The 15236-nt window shown below is 40.4% G+C and carries 15 protein-coding genes; all 15 read right to left on the bottom strand.

Translation table 11 applies throughout. The features are described from left to right. Positions 1 to 113: 113 nt before the first annotated feature. Positions 114 to 1418 carry an NAD(P)/FAD-dependent oxidoreductase gene (locus tag PR761_RS02100; RefSeq protein ID WP_006815409.1) on the bottom strand — a complete coding sequence of 435 codons (1305 nt, stop codon included), beginning with the start codon at positions 1416 to 1418 and terminating at the stop codon, positions 114 to 116. Between the two features lie 296 nt (positions 1419 to 1714). Then, the gene (locus PR761_RS02095) at positions 1715 to 3334 is read right to left on the bottom strand and encodes a bifunctional metallophosphatase/5'-nucleotidase (protein WP_006815410.1); all 1620 of its coding nucleotides are present in this window, start codon (positions 3332 to 3334) and stop codon (positions 1715 to 1717) included. A 16-nt stretch (positions 3335 to 3350) separates the two neighbouring features. Then, positions 3351 to 4700, bottom strand: a complete 1350-nt coding sequence (locus PR761_RS02090; protein ID WP_112836915.1) for an OprD family outer membrane porin — start codon at positions 4698 to 4700, stop codon at positions 3351 to 3353. Between the two features lie 930 nt (positions 4701 to 5630). Beyond that, positions 5631 to 6656 (bottom strand): beta-N-acetylhexosaminidase, encoded by a 1026-nt coding sequence (nagZ, locus tag PR761_RS02085; protein WP_006815412.1) that lies wholly within the window; start codon positions 6654 to 6656, stop codon positions 5631 to 5633. Positions 6657 to 6720: 64 nt separating this feature from the next. Next, on the bottom strand, positions 6721 to 7617 hold the full coding sequence (locus PR761_RS02080; protein ID WP_272519329.1) for a phosphotransferase: 897 nt from the start codon (positions 7615 to 7617) through the stop codon (positions 6721 to 6723). Continuing rightward, positions 7577 to 8170, bottom strand: a complete 594-nt coding sequence (gene lpoB, locus PR761_RS02075) for a penicillin-binding protein activator LpoB (protein WP_006815415.1) — start codon at positions 8168 to 8170, stop codon at positions 7577 to 7579. The genes PR761_RS02080 and lpoB overlap by 41 nt, the downstream gene beginning before the upstream one ends. After that, positions 8167 to 8535: a YcfL family protein gene (locus tag PR761_RS02070; protein ID WP_230083600.1), complete on the bottom strand. Its 369-nt coding sequence runs from the start codon at positions 8533 to 8535 to the stop codon at positions 8167 to 8169. The genes lpoB and PR761_RS02070 overlap by 4 nt, the downstream gene beginning before the upstream one ends. Positions 8536 to 8593: 58 nt before the next feature. Further along, the gene (hinT, locus tag PR761_RS02065; protein WP_006815417.1) at positions 8594 to 8944 is read right to left on the bottom strand and encodes a purine nucleoside phosphoramidase; all 351 of its coding nucleotides are present in this window, start codon (positions 8942 to 8944) and stop codon (positions 8594 to 8596) included. Positions 8945 to 8978: 34 nt separating this feature from the next. After that, complete coding sequence (locus PR761_RS02060; protein WP_006815418.1) at positions 8979 to 9761, bottom strand: metal-dependent hydrolase; 783 nt, start codon at positions 9759 to 9761, stop codon at positions 8979 to 8981. Positions 9762 to 9773: 12 nt separating this feature from the next. Beyond that, on the bottom strand, positions 9774 to 10766 hold the full coding sequence (holB, locus tag PR761_RS02055; RefSeq protein WP_006815419.1) for a DNA polymerase III subunit delta': 993 nt from the start codon (positions 10764 to 10766) through the stop codon (positions 9774 to 9776). A gap of 10 nt (positions 10767 to 10776) precedes the next feature. Further along, positions 10777 to 11403: a dTMP kinase gene (tmk, locus tag PR761_RS02050; protein WP_006815420.1), complete on the bottom strand. Its 627-nt coding sequence runs from the start codon at positions 11401 to 11403 to the stop codon at positions 10777 to 10779. A gap of 8 nt (positions 11404 to 11411) precedes the next feature. Further along, positions 11412 to 12434 (bottom strand): endolytic transglycosylase MltG, encoded by a 1023-nt coding sequence (gene mltG / locus PR761_RS02045; RefSeq protein ID WP_115164436.1) that lies wholly within the window; start codon positions 12432 to 12434, stop codon positions 11412 to 11414. A 119-nt stretch (positions 12435 to 12553) separates the two neighbouring features. Continuing rightward, a complete protein-coding gene (gene pabC / locus PR761_RS02040) occupies positions 12554 to 13381 on the bottom strand; it encodes an aminodeoxychorismate lyase (RefSeq protein ID WP_154611158.1) in 828 nt (275 codons plus the stop codon). A 147-nt stretch (positions 13382 to 13528) separates the two neighbouring features. Beyond that, a complete protein-coding gene (gene fabF, locus PR761_RS02035) occupies positions 13529 to 14779 on the bottom strand; it encodes a beta-ketoacyl-ACP synthase II (RefSeq protein ID WP_039855293.1) in 1251 nt (416 codons plus the stop codon). A 78-nt stretch (positions 14780 to 14857) separates the two neighbouring features. Continuing rightward, positions 14858 to 15091, bottom strand: coding sequence for an acyl carrier protein (acpP, locus tag PR761_RS02030; RefSeq protein WP_006660807.1), 234 nt, complete (start codon positions 15089 to 15091; stop codon positions 14858 to 14860). Positions 15092 to 15236: the final 145 nt, after the last annotated feature.

Raw genomic sequence — 15236 nt, 5'->3', positions numbered from 1 at the left:
CTATTTAATTCATTGTTATTAATTGGGCCAATAATATGAATAACCCTCTATTATCGAATAAATAATAGAGGGTTTATTTATCATCGATAACGATGAACAATAATCGTTGTGGATTAATGTAGCTTAAGTTTCGGACGAATAATACGGTTAATACTTCCTACCAACATCATCAGCCCTGTTTTCACATAGCCATGTAGAGCTATCTGATGCATTCGGTAGAGTGAAATATAGACAAAACGAGCAATACGTCCTTCCACCATCATATTTCCACGTACTAAGTTCCCCATTAAGCTACCGACAGTACTAAAACGAGAAAGAGAAACTAATGAACCGTGATCTTTATAAATATAATTTTTAAGCGGCTTATCTTTCATTAATGCAATGATATTGTCATAACATAAACTCGCCATTTGATGAGCGGATTGCGCTCTTGGTGGCACAAAACCCCCTTCTGGTTTTGCACAAGAGGCACAGTCACCAATTGCAAAAATCGTGTCATCAAGGCTCGTTTGTAGTGTCGGCTTAACGACTAGTTGGTTGATACGGTTAGTCTCTAGCCCAGCAATATCTTTCATAAAATCAGGTGCTTTAATACCGGCCGCCCATACCATTAGATCCGCATAGATTTTGCCATCGTCCTTGGTATTTAATCCATCAGCATCGGCACTCGTGACCATAGTTTTCGTTAATACTTTAACACCTAACTTATTCAGTTCTTGGTGTGCAGCACCTGAAATTCGTGGCGGTAATGCAGGTAGAATACGCTCCCCGGCTTCCACTAATGTCACGTTAAGTGCGTCTGTATCTAAGCCTTTAAATCCATAACTTGTCAGCTGTTCAACCGCATTATATAGCTCTGCAGATAATTCAACACCCGTTGCACCACCGCCTACAATAGCAATGTTCACTTTCTCTTCGGCGTTATCACGTACAGAATAACGCAGGAATAGATTCAACATTTCATCATGAAAACGGTGTGCTTGTGTTGGGCTATCTAAAAAGATGCAATGTTCTTTAACACCTGGGGTACCAAAATCATTTGACGTACTTCCCAATGCCATCACTAAAATGTCGTAATCAATCTCACGCAGAGGCACTAGCAGTTCGCCATTTTTATCGCGCAACTCCCCCAAAATAACTTTTTTATTTTCTCGGTCTATATTAGTTAGAGAACCTAACTGAAAATTAAATGCGTTATGGCGAGCATGTGCCAAATAACTTATTGCATCGACACCATCATCCAGTGATCCGGTGGCAACTTCGTGGAGTAAGGGTTTCCACAGATGGCTTGGATTGCGGTCAATAAGGGTGATTTCAGCACGTTTTTTACGTCCCAGCTTGCGCCCTAAGCGCGTTGCCAGTTCTAAACCGCCAGCACCACCACCAACAACAACGATTTTAGGTTGAGTTAAGGTCATAAGCCCCTCGAGTCAAAATATATTAATGTTATTTAAGATTTCTAATAACAAAAAACTTAAATAACACTGATTACCAATCATTTATATTAAAACTGGCAGAAGAATATCATGCATGGTCATTTGGTCATACCAAATATTGATGCAAGTCAATTTAGTTGATTATTATGACAACGATCACAATCGTCAAATCATTTTTTGAAAAAAAAGAATCGAGTCAGCCTTATTTGGCTTAAAAACAAAAAAGCCTGAAAATATAACTATTTTCAGGCTTGAAACCGAGCAATATTTTAAAGCAGTTAATTCACTTTCTTGATACGTATATCCGTCGGTAATTTAACGGGAGAGTTATCTTTAAAGTAAGCCATCAATGCTTCATTATCAGGTAAGCTATAGACGCGATCTTTTCCTTGTTTAAAGGCAGAAAAACGACTGCCCCCTGTCGCAAGAAACTCATTTGCCGCGACGCGGTAAGCTTTATTCATATCTACCGGCTGACCATTAAATTTCATAGAACCAGGTATAACTTTGTCACCTACTGTACGACTATCATCCCACTCATAATAAAAGCCTTTGGATACGGGCATAATTTGAGGACGCGCTCTGTCCCACTGTTGTTCTAATGCCTGCTTAATTTGTGCGCCCGTCAAAGTTTGCGTAACAACAACGTTGGAAAATGGTTGAACCGTAAAAATATCACCATAAGTTAGTTCACCCGCTTTTAAATCAGCGCGGATCCCACCACTGTTCATAAACGCGATTTGCGCGCCACCCGCCTCTTTACTTGACGCGACATATAGTTGAGCATCTGCAATAATTTTACCTAATACGGAATCACCCGCATCACTCAATTTTTTATCCGCAGGTGCATTCAATGTTCCCATAACCTGCTCAGCAATAGGTTTTGAAATGCGTTCATAATTTTGAATAAAACTTGTCAGTTTAGGATCTTTCGCATAAACCTTGGTTTCAACTGGGATATTCTTGGCTTTAATGCTCACAATATCTTTAGTCTTCTTATTGACCTCGATATTTAATTGAGAAAGTAATGTCCCGTTAGATTGAGCCGAAATCACAGTTTTACCATTAATGCTGCAATTATAAGCTTGATGAGTGTGCCCACTGACCACAAAATCAACATCTGCATCTAACTGTTTTACAATATCTACAATCGGGCCTTGGATATTGTCACAACGATTAATATCCTTAACTTTCGTGTCGACTTGTTGGGTTGCCCCTTCATGGATTAAAACCCCAATACTATGAATACCTTGTGCTTTTAATAGCTTAACTTGCTGGTTAATAGTTTCAGCTTCATTTTTGAATGCTAAGCCTGCGGTGCCACTTGGTGTCACAATCGCGGGAGTTCCCTCAAGCGTCAACCCAATAAATGCGATTGGAACACCGTCGAATTGCTTCACATAATATGGCGGGAATAATGTTTCACCCGTTTCTTCAACAATCACGTTTGCTGCTAAGTAGTTAAAATCAGCGCCAGAGAATGATTCTTTACCAACACATCCCGCCGTTGGATGGCAACCACCATTTTGCTTTCTCAGTAGCTCGGTTTTACCTTTATCAAACTCATGGTTACCCACAGCACTGGTTTCTAATCCAATAGCACTGAGAGCTTCGATCGTCGGTTCGTCATAAAACATAGAGGAAAGTAACGGGCTAGCCCCCACTAAATCGCCAGCACCGACGACAATTGTGTTGTTATTTTCAGATTTTAATTGCTTAACCAGTGTAGCAATAGACTCAATACCACCTAATTTACCATCTCCTGGCGCTTGTAATGCACCATGGAAATCGTTAATACCGATAACTTGAATACTGACTGTTTCATTTTGCTTTGATGTACAACCTGCTAATAAAGCCCCTGAAACCAACAGCGTAATTAAACTTATATTATGTTTCATTTATCGTTACCCTTGATTACATTTTAAAGCGGTAAGTTGTCGTCATAGAGCCAGACAATGAGTGTGCGCGACGTGATTCACCGTCATACAGTTTTGGTGTTGAGTTATCAGACTCTTGCTGATGGTGCCACCCCATGCCGCCACTCAATGAAACAGATAGATTTTCGGTCGGTTTCCAGTAGCTAAATAAGCCAACCTGACCCTGTCTCAATCTTTCACCAGAATAAGAGAATTCACTGTAATTGCTGTTTGCACCGACTGAGAGCGCTGAATTTACCCTGTATTCTGCTTTTAGCTCCAACATCGTTTCACCATCACGAACGTAGTCGATATCTGCATAAGCAGGGGAATTAAAGCGTCCACGCGTATTGCCGATTGGGTTACGAGCAAATTGCCCAACACCATTCGTTTTATGTGCGGTTGTATGCGTGAGGCCCGTTGTTAGCGTCCACGGTGTTTCGGGAACTTTCCATTGCACTTCACCGGCATAGTGCCATGCACGTTTATCAAAGTTCTGTTTACCTCGTTTAGTGCTGTTTGAAGTACGCTTACCATCACTACCGTATTCATGACCATAAATTTGGGAGGATAATGTAATATCTGAGTTTAGTTTATATTTAACTTCTAAGCCTTGTTGCCGGAAAACATCATCTGCTTGACCAATAAAATAGGCGACTTTTAACGGTTTGGTGTCGTAGTTAATTCCTCCAGTAACAACATGATTAATATCGTGAGTCACTCCATTTCCATCACGGAAATACATTCTATCGATATTTGGGCTATCACGACGCATCACTTTACCGTCGAGATACAGTAAATCTAAATTCCAATCACTCAGTGCGGTATTCGTGTAATAACCGTTATAGGCGTTCAACGATAAACGCTGTGAGTTGGTAAAAATACCCGTATTTTTCAGGGTAAACCAGCCAGCTTTACCCTTCACATTCACAGGTTCAAAATCAAATTTAAATTTGGCATAGCGCTGCCCGATTTTGTTATATCCTTTTGCTTCGCCATCATCGTTATATAAGATTGCGCGGGAAGCAAAGTCTTTACTCGCCGCTAATTTAATTGCACCATAATAGGAAGCATCAAAACCAATAAAGTCTGCAAAATAGCCAGATTGGTAATCTAACTGAATATTTTGACCCCATGCTTGTGCAACTTGTTTTCTATAACGTTGTTCATTGGCATCGAAACGATTCTCTGACTTTAAGTATTTCCACATATTTCGAGTAGAAAGCTCTAACTCAGAGTCAGCAACGAATGAATTTTCTTTGAAAATATTTTCCCAATTGTTTGCATGAGCACCAAAAGTGAAAAGGCAAGACGGAAGTAATATTAAAGCAATATTTTTTACTTTCATTGAATTAAACCTAACTGTGATTATTAGAATAAAAAACACCCATACCCTGTATTTAATGGGCGATAAAACACCTTGCGATCTTTTTAAGAACAATTGAATTTAGCTTTAATAGAAATACTATTTTTTATTTATTATCTTATTTAATAAAACGCTCTCTATTCGTTATTTCTCATTGAAAAAACACACTAAAACACGAAACCTTATTTAATTCGCACATCAAAATAAATAAACACTCTAAACTAAATGAAAATTAAATCTTGATAGTGGGTTAATTATATTTGAACAATATTTAACCGCACTCCAATAGAGCGTAACTCACTATTTTTGATGATAAAACGCATGCTAACGTAATTTTACGTCAATTAATACGATCAATGTCACAACAAGCCATATCTATTGCAAACTACGATTCATTCAATGTGACATTAATCACCATGAAGGCTTTTATATTAAAGTAAGGAGTGACTCTACTTTAACTACCATTTTGCTATTTTATTCAGTCTAGAAAACTTAATCAGTACAAGATTAAAGTTAAATAAAATCAGCAATTGAATTAATATTGCTAACCCATTAGGTCATTTAATTTCTTTAACTTAAATGTATTTACATATAGATATCCCTAAATTAAATACTGGTCTAATCACCTATGTTTTAATAAATTTTAGCTCTAGCACATGATTTTATATTGCATCTAAAAAGACAATCTAGGAAATATTCCTAGATAAAGGTATTTCATTTAGCATTAGGATAATAAAATCACCAACTATTTAATGAAAAAATTAAGTCTTTTTAATCTAATAGATAAAATAATTGTGGGCCCAAATTTATTTAATCATTCAGTCGTTACCCGTAACTTATTCATCTTAATTTTAGTAAAAAAATAGCCAGTAAGGATAATATCTTACTGGCTATCTATAACGTTGACTTTAACTATCCGTTACGCTGTTGTTGCCATTTTTCATGCAAATTTACTAATTCTTGGTGACTCTGTTTCCAACGATCAACAGATTGTAGCTCTTTCAGACTGTATTGACGTCCACTATGGTATAACTGAGAAGCTCGGCTATCATTCTGTTTCGGTAGATTATCGAGAACACTGATAGCTCCTTCACGATTATTACAGACCAAAATCATATCACAACCGGCATTTAGAGATGCTTTAGCGCGCTCTGGATAACTGCCCATAATAGCAGCCCCTTCCATAGACAAGTCATCAGAGAAAATGACACCATTGAAGCCTAATTGCTCACGTAATACAGATTTTAGCCAGAATGGCGAGCCGCTTGCTGGGCGCTCATCTGCTTGGCTATAAATGACGTGAGCTGGCATGATAGCGTCCAATAACTCACGTTGGATAAAGTCTTTAAAAATAGACATATCCTTGCCACGAATTTGTTCTAGTGATCGGTCGTCGCGAGGTGTTTCCTTGTGAGAATCGGCTTTTACTGCACCGTGCCCCGGAAAATGTTTACCTGTCGTTTTCATCCCTGCGCTGTGCATACCGCGAATAAAGCGCTCTGCCATCACCATGGCAATTTCAGGATCAGCATGGAATGAACGTTCACCAATTGCGATACTTTCATGTCCCAAATCCAATACGGGTGCAAAGCTGATATCGATATCCATCGCAATCATTTCTGATGCCATTAACCAACCCGCTTCCTGGGCCAATTTTGCACCATCCATTTGATTGTTCAAAGCAGCAAAGGCTTGTGCTGACGGCAATGCCGTAAAACCATCACGAAAACGTTGAACGCGCCCACCCTCCTGATCGACTGCAACTAATAAACGATGTCTCGATGCATCACGAATTTGACGCACTAATTCCCTTAACTGCTGCGCATCATGGAAGTTACGGGTAAATAAAATTAACCCGCCCACGAGTGGATGAGCCAAAATTTCGCGCTCTTCGTTATCCAGTTCATAGCCCTGGACATCCAGCATTATCGGACCCATTACATGCCTCACTTAATTAGCTATATATAAATTTGATTTTGCTAAATGATATTTTCACCTCAGCCTACAGACTAAAATAGTGCCGTAATGGTGAGGAGTCGATTAAAAACTGTGGTTCCTGTCGCTGCTTCCATTGCACTTCATACCACATTAATGTCATATATTTTACCCATGGTTCCCATTGTTTACAGTGATTAGCGAGCTTTATTTTATCCCTGTATGCCCCATGAATATCGCAATACTGCGTCAGGAAAAAATCTTTTTGTCCATCAGTAAGACTATTAAATTGAAAATAGGTTTCTAGTGAAAACGCAATATCCGTATTTGCCGCATATTCCCAATCAAGTAGCTTCGCTATGTGACCTTGCTGGCACAGTATATTACCGCGATGAATATCCATATGCGCTGGGGCTAATTTCAGTATTCTCGGTAATGGTACAGTTGAGAAATAGTGATGTAGTTTTTTCCAACGCGGAGATAATCTTTTATTATCAATTAAATAACCATAATGAAGGATCTCATTACGTAATGGTAGCCGATAACCCAGTAAAGAATGACTGTGTAACTGAGCAAGAATATAAGCCAGCTGACACTGTAAGCGAGGAGAGAGAAATGATTCGGTATCAGGATGTTCTCCCTCACACCATTCAAGTAATAGCCAGTGGTGATTTAGTCCAATTACACCAGGAGAATATGTAAAATCATGCAATTGATGCAATATGCGAGCTTCTTTACGGCGGTTAACATATAAAGCAGACTGAGTTACCCCATCAGCACGGGCAATCAATTTTAGTGGATAATTTATCTGTGAACTTCTCACTAAGTAGCTTCCACCAGATAATCCTTCCAGTGAAGACACTTCCCAAGTATTCGATGAAATATCTGGGAAGTGTTGACGCAATAACGAGTGCAGTGATGAACTACTGTTCAATACCGTGTTTTCCAGACCACACAATTTCACCGCTTTGTACTTCCATTAATTGCATTTCAATACTACGGTCTTTAGTTGAGCCGGAAATCACACTGTAAATCACATATTCGGCTTGAACATAACGACCTAAGCCAATGGCTTTACTACGAGTCACCAGACTATCATCTTGAGATAAGCCTAATGTTCTTCGCGCAGCATTCACCACGTTAGGCGAAACCACTTTAAATTTATTGGTATTACTCACTACCTTAGTCAATTCTGTAGTTATCGCTTGGGTTGGCAAATTTCCGTTAGTGTTATTTTTGACGGAATCCACCAGTAATACTTTACCGCTAACAACACCATCATCTGCAACCATCTGGTTGACTAATGGTTGTAACGAGCTACTCCAATCCACCGTTTGCTGTTTTGGTGGCATCGGAACGGTATCTGTCGGTGGCGGTGTCACGACCGGTAGTTCATCGGGATGTTGGGTATCTGGTTGAACCGGAACAATAGGTGGTTTCGTTGTTGGTCCCTGAGGAACAGAAGGACAGCCCGCTAAGACGAATGCTGCCGCAGCGACCAATAAGATCCTTTTCATTGTAATTCTCCAGCCTTTGAAGGTAAGAAAACATAAATACGTGCGTTACGAGCCTGAGGTGATGTACTCACTTCTTTCACCATCACCGACGAATTTGCCGGTATAACCTGTGGCTCACTTTTTGATGAATCAACCCTAAGTCCTTGCTCATCATACCAATAGATACGGTATAACACCGTCACAGGTTTAGAATCAATATTGCTCATATTAATCGTCGCAGTTGCCGTGACATTACCCACTTTAATAACTGGATTTTCGACTATCACACCAGCTGCAAGTAATGATGGTTCCGTGACAATACGCTGCTTTTCATTAAAAGCCAGCCCCGTATTTTTATTCCACGCACAACCACTGAGCAGTATCATTAGTAAGCCCAGAGTAGCAATATATTGTAGAGTTCCCTCAGCACGCTTCATTTTTATATTATTTCGCCAGTAAAGGACCTAAATGATGCCCGCCGACTAAATGCATATGGATGTGAAATACTTCTTGTCCAGAATGCGCATTACAATTCATGATCAAACGGTAACCGTCTTCAGCAATCCCTTCTTGCTTAGCAATTTTTGCTGCCGCGGTAATCAATCGACCCAAAACAAGTTCATCTTCAACTGTCACATCATTCACCGTTGGAATGAGTTTGTTCGGGATAATCAAAATATGTGTCGGTGCTTGAGGAGCTATATCACGAAAAGCGGTAACGAGTTCGTCCTGATAAACGATATCCGCAGGAATTTCACGTCGAATAATTTTGCTAAAAATAGTTTCTTCTGCCATTAAAAATTCCTTAATAATTCAATAGTTATTTATTTTATTGACCTGTATGCAGGTGGAATAATTGGTTAAAATTCTGCGTGGTTATTTCAGCCATCTGTTCCACACTAATACCTTTAAGAACCGCCATATACTCAACAACGTCACGAACATAAGCAGGTTGATTCTCTTTTCCACGGTGAGGAACGGGAGCTAAATAAGGTGAATCTGTCTCGACAAGAATCCGGTCTAATGGAACAATTTTAGCAGCTTCACGGATCTGTTCTGCATTTCGAAACGTCACAATGCCGGAAAATGAGATATACATTCCTAAGTCTAGCAACTCAGTAGCAGTCTGCTTATCTTCAGTAAAACAATGCAAAACGCCGCCACATTCACTGACTTTTTCTTCACGTAAAATCGCTAACGTATCTTCACGAGCCGAGCGAGTATGCACAATCACAGGCTTATTCACTTGACGTCCAATGCGAATATGTTGACGAAAAGATTCTTGCTGCAATAAGGCATTTTCTTGCTGATAGTAGTAATCCAAACCGGTTTCACCGAGAGCGACAACTTCGTTTCCTGCTGCAAGCTGAGCAAGTTTGTCAAAATCGTAACCTTCATCCAGATTAAGTGGATGAATACCACAAGAAAACGCGACATTGTCCCGTTTTCCAATAAGTTGTTTCATGGCTTCAAAACCGGGCAATGTGGTTGCCACAGCCAACATAAAACCAACATCCCGTGCAGATGCCTTAGCGATAACATCATCGACGCTAGTGTGTAATTTTTCATAATCTAAACAGTCGAGATGGCAGTGTGAATCAACAACAAACATAGTTTACTCTTTTTATCTTGAAGGCGAAGCGAATAGCGCTTCCCACTGTAATAACTGATTACTCAGGATCAGCTCCTGATTGAGTGCGGGTACAGTCAGTAATTGATGACGACAATCTTGCCACTTACCATATAAATCAAGTAACTGAGAACTGCTCATCGTCGTTGCTAACAAAGTGACTCGCCCAATTTGGTCTTGGTTAACACAAAATTGACTCGCTTTTTGCTGAATTTTGATGCTATCCGATAACAAGCCTAACAGCCAACTAATGCATTCTGGCGCATTATCTGTGTTCAGTGCGGGTAACAGGCGCAAAAAATCTTTGGTGCGCAGACTTTGTTCCAATTCGTTGCACAATAACGTGCGTTTTTGCCAATGTTGCGGTTCAAGAAGCTGTAATGCCGCAATTGGCGCATCTTGGCTTAACCTTAGTGCTGTCACAGCATCATCAACATTGACTTCTGGCATCTGTTTTTGTAGCCAGTATAACGCGATTTCTGGTGCTGGTGCGGATAAGAAATAAGTTAAACAGCGACTTCTTAAGGTAGCCAACAGATTCTCTGGCTTTTCACAACCCAGTAAAAAATATGTTTGTTTTGATGGCTCTTCCAATGTCTTTAACAATGCATTCGCCGCCGCATCAGTCAGTGCTTGCCCATTAGGTATAGCGACGACTTTAGCGCCATTTTGCTGAGCATGACCACTTAAGGTTTCAGTTAACTTACGTACCGCATCAATACTGATTGTTGACTTACCTTTTTCCACATCTAATACATGGTAGTCAGGATGCGTTCCAGCAAGCATCAAACGACAGCTGTGACACTCGCCGCAGCTTTTCAGCCCATCTTTATTCTGACAAATCAGCCAACGACTCATACCATAACTGAGTGCATCGGCTCCATTTCCCGCAATTGAGTGTATGAGTAATGCATGGTGTCCGCGTCCAGCTTGGTATGCACCAATTAATTGACGATATGCATCATTCAGCCATGGGTACCAATTCATGTTAGTAGCCTTATTTCCCCAACCATTCCAGCAAAGTACGGCGAATATCAGTTTGTACTTGCTCGATATCTTGGCTAGCATCGATGGTTAAAATAGTATCGTCAGCGGCAGCTAGTTCCAGATAACGATGACGAGTACGCTCAAAGAATGCTAACGATTCCTTCTCAATACGGTCTAATTCGCCACGAGAACGGGCACGCTGTAAGCCTAATTCTGGCGGTAAATCCAGATATAATGTTAGTGATGGCTTAAAATCACCCAATACCAAATTTCGTAAAGATGCCATTAAATGACGATCTATTTCACGGCCGCCACCTTGATAGGCTTGAGAGGACAAGTCATGTCTATCACCAATCACCCATTTCCCTGCGGCTAAAGCAGGTTTGATCACTGTATCAACGAGCTGTACTCGTGCTGCATACAGCATCAATAACTCAGCTTTGTCGGTGACTTTGTCCCCTTCAATGCCTTGCTTAATCAGCTCACGGAGCTTTTCTGCTAACGGAGTTCCGCCTGGTTCACGAGTAAAGACCATCTCGTTAATGCCCGCAAGTTTCAGTGTTTCAACAACGGTATTTATCGCTGTTGTCTTTCCTGCCCCTTCTAACCCTTCAATGACAATAAATTGGTTTTTCATTTCGCTTATCAATTTTGTTGTTCAATTTGTCGGTAAACCTTAACAGCCCGATTGTGGTCATTAAGATTGCGACTAAATGTATGTCCACCAGTACCATCGGCGACAAAATATAAGTAATCTGTTTTTGCCGGATGAGCGGCAGCTTTGATTGATGCTAATCCCGGCATGGCTATCGGTGTTGGCGGTAACCCATCAATTTTATATGTATTGTATGGGGTATGGTTATCCAAATCACTACGATAAATTTTACCACGATACTTATCCCCTAACCCATAGATGACTGTCGGGTCAGTTTGTAAGCGCATATTTTTCTTTAAACGATTCACGAATACAGAGGCAACTTGTGACCTTTCGTTTTCTACGCCCGTTTCTTTCTCAATAATTGATGCCATAATTAGCATTTCATAGGCATTTTTATACGGTAAATCTTTATCACGACCTTTCCACTCTTCATCTAACGTGGTTTTCATACGTTTATAGGCGCGTTTTAAAATCTCTACATCGCTGGTTCCGGCTGTATACAAATAGGTATCTGGATATAACCAGCCTTCTAAATTATCCCCTTCTTTAAAATCCAGCATGCTATATAGCTCGGTTGGCGTAGCATCCTGCGTTTTATGTTCCATGTAAGGGGCATCACGTAAAATGTTGCTCCAATCAGAGAGTCTATTGCCCTCGATAAAGCGGATACTAAATTGAGCTTCTTTGCCGCTCGCTATCAATAATAATAACTCTTCAATCGTCATATTCGGCTGTAAGCGATACGTTCCCGCTTTAAATTGAGCTAATTCAGGACGCAACTTTAGAAGTAATTGAAAATTATGATTTTCATCAATTAATTGCTCTTTAACCAATAAGTTTTCTAACGCCACTCTACCCGTACCCGCAGGAACTGTAAAAATTTTATCCTGAACTAAATTAGTAGGATGTTTTGCATAATCAAGAACTTGACGGTATTGCATATAAAAAACGATGGCACCAATTACCACAAGAACAAAAACAATAAGCGCTATTTTTTTGGTTAATTTCATTTATTGGTCACTTAAACGTACTGTTCGTTCATAAAACGATGTGGATTAAATAATTACTACGCTAAACCGATTTTAGCCTAAAGGTGATTTTTCACCAACTTTCAAGCCCCTTAATGAGGCTAATGTGGACAACGTAGTAGTAGATATTCAAACAGCTCTCTAGACTGGTAATTTACTGTTTTTTCAGGATCAAACTGAATACTTTTTACGGGTAATATCGGCATCAGTGCATTGCAAATTAACACTTCATCACACTGGTACAATATTGCAGGAAAACGCTCAACTTCCCGTAAATGGTACTGACTACTCGCTAGCTGGGCTATTATCTTTTGTCTCATAATTCCATTTACCCCAGCTTGACTAAGTAACGGGGTATATACCTCATTTCCTATACGCCAAAATATATTGGCGCTACAACATTCAACTATCACCCCATTAGTATCTAACACTACTGCCTCATCCATTTGAGCCTCATCCACTTCTTGTCGAATAAGAACTTGTTCTAAACGATTGAGATGCTTCATACCTGCTAATAATGGATTACGACTTAAGGGAGTCTGGCTTAATAGTAAACTAGCACCTTGACATTGCAACGTAGCGTAGTGTTTTGGAAATGGAGAAACCATCACCATAACTGTCGCCTGATGAAAACCTTGAGAACTATATCCCCGTCCCCCCACACCTCGGCTGACGATGACTTTGATTACAAACTCATCGTCTGTTTGTTGGCGACAAACTTGAATAATATGTTCACTCAGTTGATGCCAATCAATTTCAGGGAGCTTGAGACGTACGCTATCCCTCTGTAAGCGAAGAATATGTTTATCAAGCATCTTTGCTTGCTGATTGATTCCAAGGATCGTCGTAAAACAACCATCCCCAAAGGAAACGGCACGATCTGTAATATCGATTTGTTGGTGAGGAACACCATTAACCCAATAAGACATGGATGCTTCTTATGATAAATGCTGATAAATCAGACAGTAACAAGGTGTTCTAATCATAAACTAAAGCGAGGAGCTCTGCAAAAGGAAGGCAAAAATAAAGCCCCAGTATCAAAGACACTGAGGCTTAGCATTAGAACGAATGATTGATTATTCAGCGTGATAGCGGCGGAAAATCAATGAACCGTTAGTACCACCAAAGCCAAACGAGTTGCACAGAGCGTACTCCATGTTTTCAATTTTACGCGCTTTACCTGGTACAAAATCAAGAGTACAACCTTCATCAGGATTGTCCAAATTGATTGTCGGTGGAATGATTTGGTCACACAGAGATAAGATCGTAAAGATAGATTCAACGGCACCCGCAGCACCTAATAAGTGACCTGTCATGGATTTTGTTGAACTAACTAAGACTTTTGTATCTTCACCAAATACAGACTTGACGGCTTGTGTTTCAGCTAAGTCGCCTGCTGGCGTTGATGTTCCGTGTGCATTAATATAACCAATATCACTGGCTTTAATGCCTGCATCTTTTAACGCATTTTCCATCGCTAACGCTGCACCAGCACCATTTTCTGGTGGTGATGTCATATGGTAAGCATCGCTGCTCATACCAAAGCCAGCAATTTCTGCGTAAATTTTCGCGCCACGTGCTTTTGCATGCTCATATTCTTCAAGAACAAGGATACCTGCACCATCACCAAGAACAAAACCGTCACGGTCTTTATCCCAAGGACGACTTGCTGCTTGTGGGTCATCATTGCGGGTAGATAATGCTCGGGCAGCACCAAAGCCTGCAACACCTAATGGTGTCGTTGCTTTTTCTGTACCACCGGCTAACATCACATCCGCATCACCATAGGCAATCATACGGGCAGCATGTCCAATGTTATGAACACCTGACGTACACGCTGTCGCGATGGAAATACTCGGACCACGGAAGCCATACATGATGCTTAAGTGACCAGCAGCCATGTTGATGATTGTCGAAGGTACGAAGAATGGGCTAACTTTACGAGGGCCACCGGCCATCATAGATTCACAGTTATCCTGAATTAACCCTAACCCGCCAATACCAGAACCAATCGCTAAACCGATACGAGTAGCATTGGCTTCTGTTACTTCCAATCCAGCATCTTTGAAAGCTTGATAGCCCGCTGCGATACCATATTGAATAAATGGGTCCATCTTCTTCGCATCTTTGCGAGAGATGTCAAAATCTTCGTAATTGAAATCTTTTACTAAGCCAGCAAATTTAGTTGCGTGGTTAGTAGTATCAAAATGATCGATTAGGCTGATACCACTCTGTCCGCCACAAACAGCTTTCCATGATGAATCAACTGTATTGCCGACAGGAGATAACATGCCCAGTCCGGTTACGACTACACGACGCTTAGACACGTATGTCCTCCAAGGAGGGAATTAGTTACAAAAGAAACATAGGCGATCGAGTGATCGCCTAGATAAGTTTTACAGCTATTACTCGGATGCTTTGACGTAGTCAATTGCAGCCTGTACAGTTGTGATCTTTTCAGCTTCTTCGTCAGGGATTTCGCAATCGAACTCTTCTTCCAGAGCCATAACCAGTTCTACTGTGTCAAGAGAATCAGCGCCCAAGTCATCAACAAATGAAGCTGTATTTACAACTTCTTCCTCTTTAACACCCAGTTGTTCAACGATGATTTTCTTAACGCGTTCTTCGATAGTGCTCATACTATTAAAATTCCTATCAAAACTCGCTTTCGCGATGGTTTTCGTAGTTTATGAAATACAGGAAAAGATACAACCCAATCCCGGCTGTAGAAACCATAACTTCACATTCTTTCGCGTTATGTAACACAAAAAAATGTAAATGGTT

Source organism: Providencia sp. PROV210 (genome assembly GCF_028479445.1).
GTDB lineage: Bacteria > Pseudomonadota > Gammaproteobacteria > Enterobacterales > Enterobacteriaceae > Providencia > Providencia rustigianii.
The sequence above is the reverse complement of the archived record's forward strand: the minus strand, read 5'-3'. Positions and strand labels throughout refer to the sequence as shown.